General features: G+C 52.9%; 14 protein-coding genes and 1 riboswitch. Of the genes, 1 reads left to right on the top strand and 13 read right to left on the bottom strand.

Going from position 1 to position 14,958, the window contains the following annotated elements:
* Positions 1 to 74 precede the first annotated feature (74 nt).
* The 6 genes from wecB to ACEN86_RS18490 form a co-directional block, all read right to left on the bottom strand.
* Entirely contained in the window at positions 75 to 1,214 is a 1,140-nt protein-coding gene (gene wecB, locus ACEN86_RS18465) for a non-hydrolyzing UDP-N-acetylglucosamine 2-epimerase (protein WP_495634348.1), read from the bottom strand.
* A gap of 181 nt (positions 1,215 to 1,395) precedes the next feature.
* Complete coding sequence (gene upp / locus ACEN86_RS18470; protein WP_251376447.1) at positions 1,396 to 2,025, bottom strand: uracil phosphoribosyltransferase; 630 nt, start codon at positions 2,023 to 2,025, stop codon at positions 1,396 to 1,398.
* A 308-nt stretch (positions 2,026 to 2,333) separates the two neighbouring features.
* The gene (gene glyA / locus ACEN86_RS18475; RefSeq protein ID WP_495631942.1) at positions 2,334 to 3,581 is read right to left on the bottom strand and encodes a serine hydroxymethyltransferase; all 1,248 of its coding nucleotides are present in this window, start codon (positions 3,579 to 3,581) and stop codon (positions 2,334 to 2,336) included.
* A 178-nt stretch (positions 3,582 to 3,759) separates the two neighbouring features.
* A complete protein-coding gene (locus tag ACEN86_RS18480; RefSeq protein WP_495631943.1) occupies positions 3,760 to 4,347 on the bottom strand; it encodes a TIGR01440 family protein in 588 nt (195 codons plus the stop codon).
* A 182-nt stretch (positions 4,348 to 4,529) separates the two neighbouring features.
* Positions 4,530 to 4,611: riboswitch (ZMP/ZTP riboswitch) on the bottom strand.
* Between the two features lie 61 nt (positions 4,612 to 4,672).
* A complete protein-coding gene (locus ACEN86_RS18485) occupies positions 4,673 to 5,257 on the bottom strand; it encodes a low molecular weight protein arginine phosphatase (protein ID WP_495631944.1) in 585 nt (194 codons plus the stop codon).
* 59 nt (positions 5,258 to 5,316) lie between these two features.
* The gene (locus tag ACEN86_RS18490; RefSeq protein ID WP_495631945.1) at positions 5,317 to 5,877 is read right to left on the bottom strand and encodes a manganese efflux pump MntP; all 561 of its coding nucleotides are present in this window, start codon (positions 5,875 to 5,877) and stop codon (positions 5,317 to 5,319) included.
* Between the two features lie 214 nt (positions 5,878 to 6,091).
* On the opposite strand from ACEN86_RS18490, the gene ACEN86_RS18495 reads away from it, so the two are divergent.
* Positions 6,092 to 6,544 (top strand): DUF2269 family protein, encoded by a 453-nt coding sequence (locus tag ACEN86_RS18495; RefSeq protein WP_495631946.1) that lies wholly within the window; start codon positions 6,092 to 6,094, stop codon positions 6,542 to 6,544.
* A 50-nt stretch (positions 6,545 to 6,594) separates the two neighbouring features.
* Here ACEN86_RS18495 and ACEN86_RS18500 read toward each other — a convergent pair whose 3' ends face one another.
* From ACEN86_RS18500 to ychF, 7 genes are all read right to left on the bottom strand, one after another.
* Positions 6,595 to 7,455, bottom strand: coding sequence for a DUF72 domain-containing protein (locus ACEN86_RS18500; protein WP_495631947.1), 861 nt, complete (start codon positions 7,453 to 7,455; stop codon positions 6,595 to 6,597).
* Between the two features lie 34 nt (positions 7,456 to 7,489).
* On the bottom strand, positions 7,490 to 8,617 hold the full coding sequence (locus ACEN86_RS18505; protein WP_495631948.1) for an L-threonylcarbamoyladenylate synthase: 1,128 nt from the start codon (positions 8,615 to 8,617) through the stop codon (positions 7,490 to 7,492).
* 252 nt (positions 8,618 to 8,869) lie between these two features.
* Positions 8,870 to 9,613, bottom strand: coding sequence for a stage II sporulation protein R (spoIIR, locus tag ACEN86_RS18510; protein WP_495631949.1), 744 nt, complete (start codon positions 9,611 to 9,613; stop codon positions 8,870 to 8,872).
* A gap of 186 nt (positions 9,614 to 9,799) precedes the next feature.
* Positions 9,800 to 10,981 carry an FtsW/RodA/SpoVE family cell cycle protein gene (locus tag ACEN86_RS18515; RefSeq protein ID WP_495631950.1) on the bottom strand — a complete coding sequence of 394 codons (1,182 nt, stop codon included), beginning with the start codon at positions 10,979 to 10,981 and terminating at the stop codon, positions 9,800 to 9,802.
* A gap of 292 nt (positions 10,982 to 11,273) precedes the next feature.
* The gene (gene prmC, locus ACEN86_RS18520; protein WP_495631951.1) at positions 11,274 to 12,170 is read right to left on the bottom strand and encodes a peptide chain release factor N(5)-glutamine methyltransferase; all 897 of its coding nucleotides are present in this window, start codon (positions 12,168 to 12,170) and stop codon (positions 11,274 to 11,276) included.
* 3 nt (positions 12,171 to 12,173) lie between these two features.
* Positions 12,174 to 13,241 (bottom strand): peptide chain release factor 1, encoded by a 1,068-nt coding sequence (gene prfA, locus ACEN86_RS18525; protein WP_127198443.1) that lies wholly within the window; start codon positions 13,239 to 13,241, stop codon positions 12,174 to 12,176.
* Between the two features lie 456 nt (positions 13,242 to 13,697).
* Positions 13,698 to 14,798: a redox-regulated ATPase YchF gene (gene ychF, locus ACEN86_RS18530; RefSeq protein WP_127198444.1), complete on the bottom strand. Its 1,101-nt coding sequence runs from the start codon at positions 14,796 to 14,798 to the stop codon at positions 13,698 to 13,700.
* Positions 14,799 to 14,958: the final 160 nt, after the last annotated feature.

Raw genomic sequence — 14,958 nt, forward strand, 5'->3', positions numbered from 1 at the left:
CATTTTCTTGTCAAACCCACGTAATCCGTACAGTTGAACTGTATACTGTACTGTTCACTTTTACAAACTATAACTTATAGATTTGTGAACGTTGTGTGAAATTTCTCCGGACGGGACTCGTCCAATCCAAAATGGTGACAAATTGCCTTGACGATTCTCTCAGATGCCTTCCCATCTCCATATGGGTTGGCAGCACGGCTCATCGACTCGTACACAGCTTGATCGGTCAGCAGGGTTCTTGTCCGTTCATATACCGTTTCTTCCTCTGTCCCAACCAATTCCAGAGTTCCGGCTTCAATCCCCTCAGGGCGTTCCGTTGTATCACGCAGAACCAGAACCGGTACCCCAAAGGAAGGAGCTTCTTCCTGCAGACCGCCGGAATCTGTCAGAATTAGATGCGTATGCGGATAGAAATTGTGCAGATCCACAACGTCCAGCGGATCAATCAGCTTGATGCGGGGATGATTACCCAGAATCTCGTAAGCTGGTTCCCGTACCGCCGGGCTCGGGTGGACCGGATAGACAATAGCAATATCCTCGAACTCGTCTGCAATTCTCCGTACAGCGTTAAAGATATTTCGGTGTGGTTCTCCCTGAGATTCTCTGCGGTGCGCCGTCATCAGAATCAATCTCTTGCCCTCAGCCCAGTCCAGTACCGGGTGCCTGTAATCCGACTTCACGGTATATTGAAACACATCTGTAACTGTATTGCCTGTGACATAAATGGTTGAATCATTCTTATTCTCTTTGCGAAGGTTGCCGGCAGACCAATCCGTTGGCGCAAAATGAAGATCCGCAATAACGCCTGTCAGCTGACGGTTCATTTCTTCCGGATACGGAGAAAGCTTGTTCCAGGTACGAAGGCCTGCTTCTACATGTCCAACCTGAATCTGCTGCAGGAATGCGGCATAGCTGGCCAGGAAGGTTGTCAGCGTATCCCCATGAACAAGTACGATATCCGGCTTCGCCTTACTTAGCACTTCCTCAAGACCCTGCAGCACCCGAATGGTAACATCGTTCAAAGTCTGGCGTTCCTTCATTACGTTCAGGTCATAGTCCGGATTAATCTGGAATACCTCTAGCACCTGATCCAGCATTTCACGATGCTGAGCTGTGACACAGACGATCGATTCAATCTTGTCCGGATGCTTCTGGAGCTCCAGAATGAGCGGAGCCATCTTAATGGCTTCCGGTCTTACACCAAAAATGGTCATCACTTTAATCTTGTTGTTCAAAACTGTAACCCCTTTCTATTTCCCTGAAAACTGGCCGGATCCGGGCCTGCTCCCCTTCAGGAGTCTTCTCCGGATCCCGTGGCACCAGGTTACTGTCAGGTAACCTAGACCTAACCTTCAGGCCAGCAGCTGCTATAAGGAGATCTTAAGATCTCTGCTGTTATTTGGTTCCGTATAGACGGTCGCCGGCATCGCCGAGACCCGGAATGATATACCCGTGATCATCTAGGCGTTCATCCATCGCTGCCACGTAGATGTCTACATCCGGGTGAGCGTCCTGAACCGCCTTAACCCCTTCCGGCGCGGCAATCAGATTCATCATCTTAATCTGCGTGCATCCCCGCTTCTTCAAGGATTCGATCGCGGCAATCGCCGAACCCCCTGTAGCCAGCATAGGATCTATGACAATCAGCTCACGTTCTTGAACATCCGTAGGAAGCTTAACGTAGTATTCTACCGGCTGAAGGGTCTCAGGATCGCGGAACAAGCCTACGTGACCGACCTTGGCGGCAGGAAGCAGCTTAAGGACTCCATCCAGCATACCCAGACCTGCACGCAGTATCGGAATAAGACCCAGCATACGGCCGGATATCACCTTTGACTCGGTCTCTGCAACCGGTGTTTGTACAATAATCGATTCGAGTGGTACATCTCTTGTAATTTCGTAAGCCATCAAAGTAGCGACCTCATCCACAAGTTCACGAAAATCCTTCGTGTTCGTGCGCATATCTCGAATAAACGTCAATTTGTGTTGAATCAACGGGTGATCACATATCACCAATTTTCCCATGGTTAGTCCCTCCGGTTATGTTGCTGCTGTGTTCTCTTCAAGAGGCCTGTCCCCTGTATGTATCAGCTTCTATACAGTCGAGCTAGTATAAGAGCGGCCAAATCCTGTTTATTATATCACTCCCTTGGGGCATTTTCACCTTTAAATGCACCATTTCCAGCCGCAATTACCAGATCGGACAAAATCACTTCAATTATTGCCCCGCTGTCCCTTCCGGATACCTGCACCTCCGCTTAACCAGTACCTCTAAATACAGCAAGTGGCTCCAGCACTGTCTAGTGCGGAGCCACCAAGGGTGTTAATAAAGATTAATATTTCATTTCCGGATACAGCGGATAACGGTCTGTCAAAGCTACTACTCTTGCACGGGCTTGTTCAAGCACCGCCGAGTCTTCAGGAGACTTCAAAGTCAAGGCAATGATACGTCCGATTTCAACCATAGCTTCTTCATCCATACCGCGGGAAGTTGCAGCAGGAGTACCCACACGAATACCGCTGGTAACGAACGGACTAGTAGGATCGAACGGAATGGCATTCTTATTTACAGTAATACCGATAGAGTCGAGGACATGCTCTGCATCTCGTCCCGTAATGTTCAGACCGCGGGTATCGATCAGCATTAAGTGATTGTCTGTTCCGCCGGATACGAGGTTCAGACCCTCTTCAACCAAAGTCTCAGCCAAACGCTTCGCATTCTTCACAACATTCTCCGCATAAGTCTTGAACGACGGCTGCAGAGCTTCACCCAAAGCGACAGCTTTGGAAGCAATAACGTGCATCAAAGGACCGCCCTGAATACCAGGGAACACTGCTTTGTCGATAGCCTGAGCCCATGCTTTCTTACACAGGATCATACCGCCGCGAGGACCGCGAAGTGTTTTGTGTGTAGTCGTCGTCACAAAATGAGCATGAGGTACCGGGCTTGGATGAAGACCGGCAGCAACCAGACCGGCAATATGGGCCATGTCTACAAAGAACAATGCGCCTACATCATTGGCAATCGAAGCGATGGCTTCAAAGTCAATAATGCGCGGATATGCGCTGGCACCCGCCACGATCATACGCGGACGGTGTTTGAATGCGGCTTTGCGCAGTTCGTTGTAATCGATAGTGAAGGAATCTTCTTGAACACCATAAGCTACAAAGTTGTAGAGCAGTCCCGATGCGTTAACCGGACTACCGTGAGTCAGGTGACCCCCGTGAGCCAGGTTCATACCGAGAACGGTATCTCCAGGCTTAAGGGCAGCCAGGTATACGGCCATGTTCGCTTGAGCGCCGGAGTGAGGCTGCACGTTCGCATGCTCAGCACCGAACAGTTCCTTCGCACGGTCACGAGCGATATCTTCTACGATATCCACATGCTCACAGCCGCCGTAGAAGCGCTTGCCAGGGTAGCCTTCAGCATATTTATTCGTCAGTACGGAGCCAAGAGCCTCCATAACCGCTTCACTTACGATGTTCTCGGATGCAATCAATTCAATATTGTTGCGCTGACGCTTCAGTTCCAAATTCATAGCCTCAAGTACAGCTGGGTCTTGTTTTCTCAAATGTTCCATGTTCTTCATCCTCCCATAATTTGTAGTAGTTGGACTCTTAATTACACGTGAGGCAGCCATGTGAAATGTTCTTACGATCGCTGTTGCTCCCAGATTTCTTGATTAAATGTATTAGGTAGAAATCCGGTTTCACACTCTTGCCTATGGGTAATTCTTAAGTTCAACTTATACAGCTTGATCAATCACAAAGATTAGAATCCTGCACCTGCGGCAGCACGTAGACGGCTCTTTCACCGCCAATCAGCTTCGGACGGCTCCAGGCTGCATTCACCCGGGCTTCCCCCACGTACCGAATGGTGGGACGGAAAGGAACTGCGACCCGGCGCAAATGCATGCCGATCATCGTCTCGCCGATGTCGATTCCGGCATGAGCTTCGATCGTCTCTGCAAGGCAAGGGTCCTTCAGCCGGCGATAGGCACCGGCAGCCATCGAGCCGCCTGCTTTGGGAACCGGGACCGCACTAACTTCGGTTAGATGCAGACGTTCGAGCAGGTCGCGCTCGAGGACAAGCGCCCGGTTAAGGTGCTCACAGCACTGGAACACGAGCTCAAAGCCGAATTTGGCCCGAACCTGCTCCAGTCCTTCATACAGCTCGGCTGCAATATCCTCGGCTCCATGCGTGCCGATTCGCTTGCCCGCCACTTCACTTGTACTGACCCCGGCCACTACAATCTTGCCTGGCCCAAGTCCTGCCGCCTCCGCGAGATCAGACAATACGATAGCCGCTTGTTCACGGATAGACAGCTCCTCATTGCCTTTATTCATTCACACATTCCTCCCATTTCAATCACAGGTATACAGCGTGCGCCAGAACGATATGGATCATGAACCGATTCAGCAGGAGACAACTCTTCCTGCACATAACGCCCTTATTATACCTAAAAATCGACAAGAAATCGAAAGAGAGAACGAAAAAAAGAGCAATACGCATCTAAAGAATGCGTGTGCTCTTTTGCCCAGGCGACCGGCCGTATACTCCGATGCTCCATCGTGGTTAGCCCACTCTCGTCGCCAGTCACATCGGATCTGCAATTTTCAACTTCATCATATAGCAATCACAGCCGCATTGCAAGCCAAATTAAAAGCCAAATTAATGAGAGCTGCGCTGCTTAAGCATATCCATAAGCTTGTCCAAAGCCGTACGAATTTCGGCAGCTGTACGATCGTAATCGTCTCTGGAGCCGCCGAACGGGTCAGATATATCAAAGACCGGTATTCTCTGCCGGAGCTCAATCATACGCTGTCCATCCGCTGCACTCATCTGCTGCCCTAGAGACATCTGCAGCTCCCTTGCAGCAAGCAGACTGTCCAGTTCCTGAATATCTGCCAGCACCTGCTCATCGTCCTCTACATATTCCTTAAGAGTATACGTCTTCCCGGCGGTTCCCGGAAAATACTGAATAACCTGCCTCTTATGCCCCTGAGTTAAGGTAAGAATCAGATCTGCCCATTCTGTAAGCTCAGCCCGCAGCGGGGTTGAAGTGATCTCGTCTTGAATCTGGTTCTCCCTCAGCACAGCCTCTGCATGATAGGAGATCTGTACTCCCTCCGCTGCCGACACGCCGGCAGAGCGGACCTCGACATCCACACCGTGTTCCACAGCCAGCTTGCGCAGCATGCCTTCAGCCATCGGGCTGCGGCAGGTATTTCCTGTACATACGAATAATATCCGCATACCTGTGTCTTCACCTCCGGTAGCTCTCTAGCTCCAAGATTCTATTTTCTACTATTGTATCAAAAGATAAACATCAGTCCAAATGCAAGAAGCACAGCTCCGCCTGCCGCTTCCCCATAATCGCCCAGACTATGGCTCACCTTGCGCCCCAGCATCAGTCCCAATACAGACATCAAGCCGCCGAAAAAGCCAAAGGCCAGCACGGTAAGCACCAGATTGCTGTGGAACATACCCAGCGATACGCCGACCGAGAAGGAGTCGACACTCACACTCATCGCGAACAGCAATACCCCAAGGAAGGTACGCGGATTCACAGCCTGCATCCCGCTGCCCCGTAAAGAGCTTATAATCATATGTGCTCCAAGCAGCACGAGCAGTCCCCCCGAGACATATCCGGCTACCTGTCCAAGCAGCATGCCCAAGTATTCTCCCGTAAAAATGCCCAGCAGCGGCATAAGGATGTGGAACAGGGCAATGACCAGGCTGATCCGCAGAACCTCCCGCAGACGGACACCCTTCATGCCGATCCCTATCCCCAATGAAAAAGCGTCCATTCCTAAAGCTGCCGCCATCATCACGATCGTCGCCAGTTCACCCAGCCGTTCGACTGCTTCATGCATCGATCATTCCCCCATGTCCGCAATTCCCGGCGCATCCCCTGCACCGAATCCCGTCTTTATACCAAATTATGCGGACAAGGAAGGGTTCATGACAGCTTATCCTCTATCCGGGACAAGGGATTTGGACTATGCAAGGTTTAGCCATGAAGAGGCATGAAGCCGAGACTTCCGCAGTAAATATGGGGTATCTATAAATCTGCAGGGGGTTGGAGAGATGGAGTCTATCGAAAAGTTATTGGTGCTCATTCATGTACTGGCGGCAATTATCGGGATCGGGCCGGCTTTTGTGCTGCCCCTCGTCACCCATTCAGCCAAAACAATCAGCCAGCTAAGGTTCGTCTATCATCTAAGTGACAAGATCAACAAGTTCCCCAAAGCTGGCGGGATTACGTTGTTAGTTACCGGCATTCTACTCATGCTAGTGGATCACACAGGCTTCAGCAAAATGTGGCTTAATATCAGTATCGTGCTATTCATCATCATCGAGATCCTTATCATCGGATTCATGGAGCCTGCCATGAAAAGGGCCAGCAAGCTCATCAGGCAGCACAGAGGGGAAGGCATCCCCCAAGGCTACCTTCCTCTGGCCGGTACCATCAACACGCTGAACCGTCTCGTACATCTCCTTACCGTGCTGATCATTATTCTTATGGTCATTCGCCCCTAACGCAGCGCACACAAAAAGGCTCAGCATCCAATGCCGAGCCGGTTCGTTCCCTATGCCTCTCCGAATAAGTCCATCTGACGCGGAGCGTTATTCGCCGGCTTCATGCCGAGAAGGGACATCATTTCCTTGGCGTTATCTGCCGCATCGCCGCCGGAGTTATTGTTGAATATCATATAAATATCTCCCGCGTCCTTCTTCTGCAGTTCGTTCAGGTGATCGCGCCATTCCTGCAGCTCCTCCGTTGAATAGCGGTACAGCGTTCGAATTTCCCGCCAGTTGGGAGCACTGCTCATCTTCCACCCCGCCGCGTTCCTCCCGTGCAGCCGGATAAAGGTCTTGCCCGGAGCACCAGGTTCAAGCACCGTGGGAACCGAACCGTGACCGATCTGAGGCTCGTCGCAAATAACATGGAACCATCCTTCTTCCCGCATGAACTGAATGGTCTTCTCCCGGGTATCCGCCTGGAACCAGCTTGGATTCCGGAACTCAATCGCGAGCGGGAGGTCTCCCATCCACTTCCGAATAGCCCGGAGCCTGCGGATGCTGTCCAGCGTACAATCGAACCAGGGCGGGAACTGAAAAAGCACGGCATTCAGCTTGCCCGCTTTCACCACAGGATCAATGGAACGAATAAAGGCTTCGAACATTTCCCCCGGCCCCGCAAATTTCTGATTCTTCCCCCGCGAGTGGCCTGTCATCCCTTGATAAGCTTTAACAAAGAAAGTAAAGTTCTCCGGGGTCAAATCGACCCACCGCTGAAAATTGGCCTGCGATTGTATGGCATAAAAAGAGCTGTCAACTTCAACCACAGGGAAGTGCTGTCCATAGATCCGCAGCTTCTCCCTGGCAGGCGTCCGAGCAGGATAGAGTTCATCATGATCCCCCCATCCGGTAACTCCTACGTGGATCATCACTATCCCCCGCCTTTCTTGGGTAAAAGGATTCTTATACGTCTATTACCTCATTCCCTGCGGCTTTAAGCAGACGATTCATTACAGCCAGGCCGACTCCCTCTTCGGGGCAGGCCTCGGCAATCATGAAGGTGGCGCCTTCTTCATCGAAGCGGCGCAGCCCCGCATAGAGCCGGTGCGCCGCGTTCGCAAGCGCACCCAGCGGGCCGAGCGAGATCACGATGCTCGCCCGGTAGCGGGGCAGGTGCTCGTCATACGCGAGCACCCCCGTCACTTCGCCGCGCGCCTCCGCCGCGGCGAGCTCGGCCTGGACCCGGGCCGCTACGGCCTCCGGGTCCTCCCCACGCACGATGCGCAGGCTGCCGCGCGGCGCATAGTGCGTGTACTTCATGCCCGGCGATCGCGGCGCCGGGCTGTTCTCCTCCCGCCCGCCATGCAGGGCGGGATCGGTGTGCACGCTTGCCGCCACGCGGGCAAGCGCCTCGGCCGTGACCGAGCCGGGGCGAAGCACGGTCACGGTGCCGTCCGGGCCGGCCTCGGCCACGGTGGACTCGAGGCCCACACCGGTGGGCCCGCCGTCCACGATGCCGCCGATCAGGCCGGCAAGGTCCTCGCCCACGTGGCTTGCCAGCGTAGGGCTCGGGCGTCCTGACCGGTTGGCGCTGGGGGCGGCAACCGGGCAGCCTGCGGCGGCGATGAGCCGCAGGGCGATAGGGTGGTCCGGCATGCGCACGGCCACGGTGGACAATCCCGCTGTTACGCGCGGGGAGACCGCACCGGGCCTTACCGGCAGCACCAGCGTGAGCGGGCCGGGCCAGTAAGCTTCCATCAGCCGGCGCGCCGTATCGTTCACGTCCAGAACAATCTCGTCCAGCTGGGACAGTTCCGCGATATGGACAATGAGGGGGTTGTCCGACGGTCTGCCCTTGGCGGTGAAGATCCGTTCAACCGCTTCATCGCTGCGTGCATCAGCGCCAAGGCCATATACTGTCTCCGTCGGGAAGGCTACTGTCCTGCCGGCACGCAGAAGATCCGCGGCCTCCTCAATCGCCTCATTCAAATCATGTTCAGAAAACTTATGGCCGAGGTCGGTGGCATGAGTTGCCGCACTGGTAACGTTCCAATATTTTGTAACTATATTACCGTTCTGCTTAGATTCCATTAAGATCCCAATCTTTCTGTATCAAATTTAGCTGCACACTCTTACATACGAAAAAGCGCCTCATTCTCCCAAGTATAGTGCGGTGCACCAGACTGCGGCAGAGTGAGAGCACTCTAAATGCTGATATTACTACTGATGATTTATATTAGTTAGCTTACTTCCAGAGAATGAATGAATAAGTGCTTGTAACAACGAATATTCTACCATAATTGCGGTATGAAACAAACGATAAGGCCGGGCAATCGATGTATTTCAGGAAAACAAACTGCCAATCCAGTTGAAAAAGCCGCTGAGCAAATCCCACAGAAAGAACCGAACCTCCGGAGCCTTGGATTCCGTCTTGGAATCGGCCTTCGCGCCGGACCCCTTACTCCCCGCTGCAGATGCGGTCTTAACCTGCTCCCCCGCCTTAGGGGCGGCATCTCCCGTTCCGGCGTCAATGAAGCAGAGCGGAGGGAACAGGACGCACCACCAATTCTGGCCTTCTCCGGTCCCCAGCGTTACACGAACAGCTTCATAATCACCCGCTGGATAGACCTCCCCGCCATACAGCTTGGTAGGGAAGGGAACAATCCCAAGCTCCACCTTATAACTGTAAGATTCGCCATTAGCCCGGAGCGTCCGGCCCACTTGCTCCCCAATCTCGGGAAGCTTGGCACGAACAACCTTACGCGCTTCTTCAAGGCTCTGCGGATGCTCCAGCTGCTGGACCCACCCATTCATTTGCTCGACAACGGCATCCCGGACATGACGCTTCACGATCTGATCCTCGGGGCGATCGGAATTAGCGAGAATACGAAGCCGGATCGAATCCTTGGGAATCTCCGTCTTGGCTACGGCTGCGTCCGTCTTCTGCCCTTCCCAGGACATGAGCAGGATTGCCATGCATAAGATAAGCAGCAATGTACTGCGAACGCCGATTCTTCCTCTACTGGTTCTCTTATATTCCTTAGTATCCCTGGTTACCCTGGTCTCCCTATTACGATTCAACGTCATTACGAGCTTCCCCCTAACCGTGTGGTGCTGATGTCTATCAGTATGTCCGGTTAAGAGATTAATAAACCTATGAATCTATCTTTTCTCGTATTTCGCCTATAAAAAAACCACCCTGCTCAGCCCCTGGGAAGCAGGGTAGCAAGGCGGTTAACTTCGGCATAAAATTTTAATCTACTCAGGCTGAAATCAGCTAGAGCGGGTTAGCGAGGCTCGCGGCGCCCGCGGAATATCATCGTCCACTTCATGACCATGAATGCGCACGCTCATGGCAAGCCCCAGACTAGCCATATTGATCAGGAGAGAGGTACCCCCGTAGCTGATAAATGGCAGCGTAATCCCCGTCAGCGGCATCAGCCCCATGAACATGCCAATGTTCTCGAAGATTTGGTACAGCCACATCGCCACGATACCCACGATCAGCAGGGGTCCGGTCTTGTCCTTACATTCCAGAGAGATCAGAATCAGCCTGTGGATGAGTATGAAATAGAGCAGCAGCAGGACCGAGCAGCCAAAGAAGCCAAACTCCTCGGCCACCACCACAAAGATGGAATCGGAGTACGTATACGGCACTCGGCCGGACTGTACATAAGGGCCCTTCATATATCCGTTGCCGAACATGCCTCCGGCAGCAATGGCCACACTGGCATTCTTCGTATGATAAGCCGCATTCTTGTCTGCCTTCTCCGGCAGCAGCCAGGGATCCATCCGTTTCAGCCAGTGCTCCTTATCTGTCTGCTTCAGCGTGGTGGCAATCTGATCATGGAACGTGATATAAGTCTTGATCCCTCCGACAACGGCTACAGCCGTAATGACCAGGATGATCAGGGCATGGGAATACTTCAGCTTCCCGATCCACAGCATGCCAAGCAGGATCACCAGATAGCTGAGACCGTTACCGATATCATTCTGCTTCATGGCCAGAGCGAAAGGGATAAGCGTAACCAGACCCAGCGGCACTACATCTCTCCAGAACAAGAGACGCATGCGGTATTTACGCATCAGCAGAGCAGCGAGCGTAATGATTAGCACCAGCTTGAACAGCTCGGCTGGCTGCAGGCTGATGAATCCCAGATTCAGCCAGCCCTGTGCTCCGTTGAGCTCTTCCCCTTTGAAAATAACGATAATCATAAGAATACAGCCCGCTCCAAATAAATACAGGAAGTATTTCGTCAGCAGCCTGAAATCAATCAGCATCATGCCAAAGAAGGCCAGAAAGCCGACAATATAGAAAAAGATCATTTTCGTATCAACGCCCTTGAACTTGGGCCATGCGGCAACTCCGCTATGGATAAGAGTGACACTTAATATCCCGAAAATGAACACAATAAAAACAATCGACCAATCCACTTTCTTCCACTTGTTAAGCATGAAGCGGCTCCCTCCAGCGTTCCCCGGGTACAGCATTTACCACTGTTCTTCCAGAAGCTATCTATATTTATATATTTCCTATCCCAAACTGTTATTCGCCCAAATCTCTGCCCACACAGAGAACCTTGTAAAAAAGCCTGTAAATCTAATGGTACACCATCGCTTAGCCCATGAACAAGCACAGCTCGATCTGTTAATTCTAATATAGAGTAGGCAGTCTATGAAACGCAAATTAACTGGGATAACCTGCAGAGTTTGCCTATTCAAGTTCAGCAACTGTGAACAAGCCGCATCAAGCCCTGTTACCCCGAGCAATTCCCAGTACATGCCGGTCGATTCCCGCGAGGTCCGGGATGGTCACAATCTCATCCCAGTGACCGGCTGACCGAAGAAGCTCCGCGACATCCGCGGCCTGTCCCATCCCGAGCTCAAAGCCGATAAGCCGCGGCGGAGCGGGCAGAAGATGGAGCTGCTCCATCATGATCCGGTAGGGAGCGAGCCCGTCGGGGCCTCCATCGAGCGCCAGCCTGGGCTCGAAGTCTCTGACTTCGGGCTCGAGGGTCTCGATCTCCTCCGCCGGAATGTAAGGCGGATTGGAGACGATAATATCAAGCGGCTCGCCGGCGAACGGTTCAAGCAGGTTCCCCTGCTTGAACGTAATATCGGCTCCGAGCCGCGCCGCATTCTCCCGCGCAAGCGCAAGCGCATCCGGCGACAGGTCGCCGGCAGCCAATTGCCACGCGGGACGCAGATGCTTCAGGGCAGCCGCAATGGCGCTGCTGCCTGTCCCGATATCGGCCGTGCGCGGCGATCCGCCCGGCCAGAGCTTGTCGCCTTCGGCGGCAATGGCTTCCACGAGCAGCTCCGTCTCGGGGCGCGGGATCAATACGGCCGGGGTGACCTTGAAGGTCAGGCCGTAGAATTCCTGCTCCCCGGTAATGTACTGCGCGGGCTCCCCCGCCGCCTTCCGGCGCACGGCTTCTTCCCAGGCGGCCGCATGCTGCGCCGGGAACGGATCCCGCAGGGCCATCAGATACTCGGCCCTGCTCACCTTCAGCACATGCCGCAGCAGCAGCTCGGCATTGGACTCCGGTTCATGCACCCCGGTCGATGCTAAAAAAGAAGAAGCCTCCTTAAAGGCTTCTATCAACGTAATTCCTGAAGACAGCTTGAACTTATCTATATTCAAGGATTATTCTCCTTTGTCCATCATTTCTGCCTGCTCGGCAATGGTCAGCGCGGAGACGAATTCCTCAATCTCCCCGTTCATCACTTGATCGAGCTTATGCACAGTCAGACCGATCCGGTGGTCGGTTACACGGCTTTGCGGGAAATTGTACGTACGAATCCGTTCACTGCGGTCACCCGTACCTACCTTGCTCTTCCGCTCTCCAGCGAACTTCGCTTCTTCCTCTTGACGCTTCACATCGAAGATACGGGCCCGGAGTACCTGCAGGGCCTTCTCTTTGTTCGAGTTCTGTGATTTGCCATCCTGACAAGTAGCCACAATCCCGGTAGGGATGTGTGTAACCCGGACTGCCGATTTGGTGGTGTTAACGGATTGTCCGCCAGCACCGCTGGAGCAGAACGTATCCACGCGGATATCCTTGTCATGGATTTCAATATCGAAATCCTCTACTTCCGGCATTACCGCCACGGTGGAGGTAGAGGTATGAATACGTCCGCCCGACTCCGTAGAAGGAATACGCTGTACCCGGTGGGCACCGCTCTCGAATTTCATTTTGCTGTAGGCTCCGCGTCCGTTGATCATGAAGATGACCTCTTTGAAGCCGCCCAAATCACTCGCGTTCACATCCATCACATCGACGCGCCAGCCTTGGGAATCGGCATAACGGGTGTACATCCGGTACAAGTCAGCCGCGAACAGAGCCGCTTCATCGCCGCCCGCCGCGCCGCGGATCTCCACAATAACGTTCTTGTCATCGTTCGGGTCCTTCGGAAGCAGGAGGATATGAATCTTCTCCTCCAGCTCTTGCTGGCGCTTGGTGAGTTCATCAATCTCCATCTTAACCATTTCGCGCATCTCATCGTCCAGCTTCTCGGCCTGCATGGCTTTCGCAGCATCCAGTTCTTCCATGACGTTCTTATATTCGGTAAAAGCCTCATAAGCGGGCTGTAAGTCTGATTGTTCCTTGGAATAATCCCTAAGTTTCTTCGGATCACTGGCTACATCTGGATCACAAAGCAGCTCGCTTAATTTCTCATAACGATCAGCAAGGGATGAAAGTCGATCTAACAAGGAAAGCACCTCTCTTCGCATACATAATTTCCTGATAACTTTGTTAAGGTAAACGACTTTTTATTATAGCATGGTTTTGTCCATTTGAATAGATGGCTGCACCTGGGCCGGGACGAGAATCCTTCGGCAACTTAGGAAAATCTATCCTGTATTCTTGTGCAGGAAGGACGTTTTTACTCATGTGAGTTAAGCCCCGAAAGTGAGCTCCTCCAAGCAGAAATATCATGGATTTCATACCCTATATTATGTAACTCGTGCCTCGCATGCGCTTTATTCCCTTCATCCTCTCACAACAAGCTGGCTGGCTGTACCCCTACAGATAAAAAAGCCCCGTCCGTATGATGAAGCGTCTCTCTCAAGATCACCGGTTAACCGACGGGTCGCCGATGTCTGCAAGAGGCGCTTGACCATGAAACGGGCGGGGCTGTTAGCTTCATGCTCTTAAATAAATAAGACCTATACGTTGAAACGGAAATGCATCACATCGCCGTCCTGTACGACATACTCTTTGCCTTCAAGACGAAGCTGACCGCGCTCTTTGGCTACGTTCATGGAGCCTGCGGCAACCAGGTCATTGTAGGAGACTACCTCGGCCCGGATGAATCCGCGCTCGAAGTCGGAGTGAATAACTCCCGCTGCTCCCGGAGCTTTGGTTCCTTTGCGGATGGTCCAGGCACGAACCTCCTGAACACCGGCGGTGAAGTAAGTGTAGAGTCCGAGCAGACGATAGGCCGCTTGAATCAGGCGATCCAGACCGGAGGCATCAAGGCCCAGCTCCTCCAGGAACATCGCTTTGTCTTCGCCTTCAAGCTCGGCAATCTCCGCTTCTACCTTCGCACTGATCGGCACCACTTCCGCGTTCTCGGCAGCGGCAAATTCTCTTACCTGCTGTACGAACGGGTTGCTGTCCGCTTCTGTAACTCCATCTTCACTAACGTTAGCCGCATAGAGAACCGGCTTCAATGTCAGCAGATGCAGATCGCGCACGATCGCTTTCTCGTCATCCGACAGCTCGATGCTGCGGGCAGGCATATCGTTATAGAGCGCTTCTTTGACGCGCTCAAGCACTTCAACTTCTTGGGCGTACTGCTTGTTGCCGCCCTTCATATTTTTGCGGGAGCGTTCAATCTTCTTCTCCACGCTGTCCAGATCAGCCAGAATCAGCTCCAGGTTAATCGTCTGGATGTCGCTGATCGGGTTGATTTTGCCGTCCACATGGGTAATGTTCTCATCCTCGAAGCAGCGCACAACATGCACAATCGCATCCACTTCACGGATGTGAGCAAGGAACTTGTTGCCAAGGCCTTCCCCTTTGCTGGCGCCGCGCACAAGCCCGGCGATATCTACGAATTCGAACGCCGTAGGCACGGTGCGGTTCGGCACCACGAGCTCGGTCAGCTTGTCGAGCCGCTCGTCAGGCACTTCGACTACGCCTACGTTCGGATCGATGGTGCAGAACGGATAGTTCGCGGATTCGGCACCTGCCTGCGTGATCGCATTGAACAGTGTCGATTTGCCGACATTCGGCAGACCCACGATTCCTGCTTTTAAAGCCATATCTATGACAACTCCTCATTATTGTAATTGCTCAGTCTTCTTCAACCATAGTACATATACCCCGGAAATATTTCAAGGATAGCCGCTGAAAAAACCTCAGATCGCCATAACCCGCTCCTTAGGGATAATCTGCCGGACCCCGCAGGAGAGATGTCTTCAA

Source organism: Paenibacillus sp. Paensp111 (assembly GCF_059492195.1).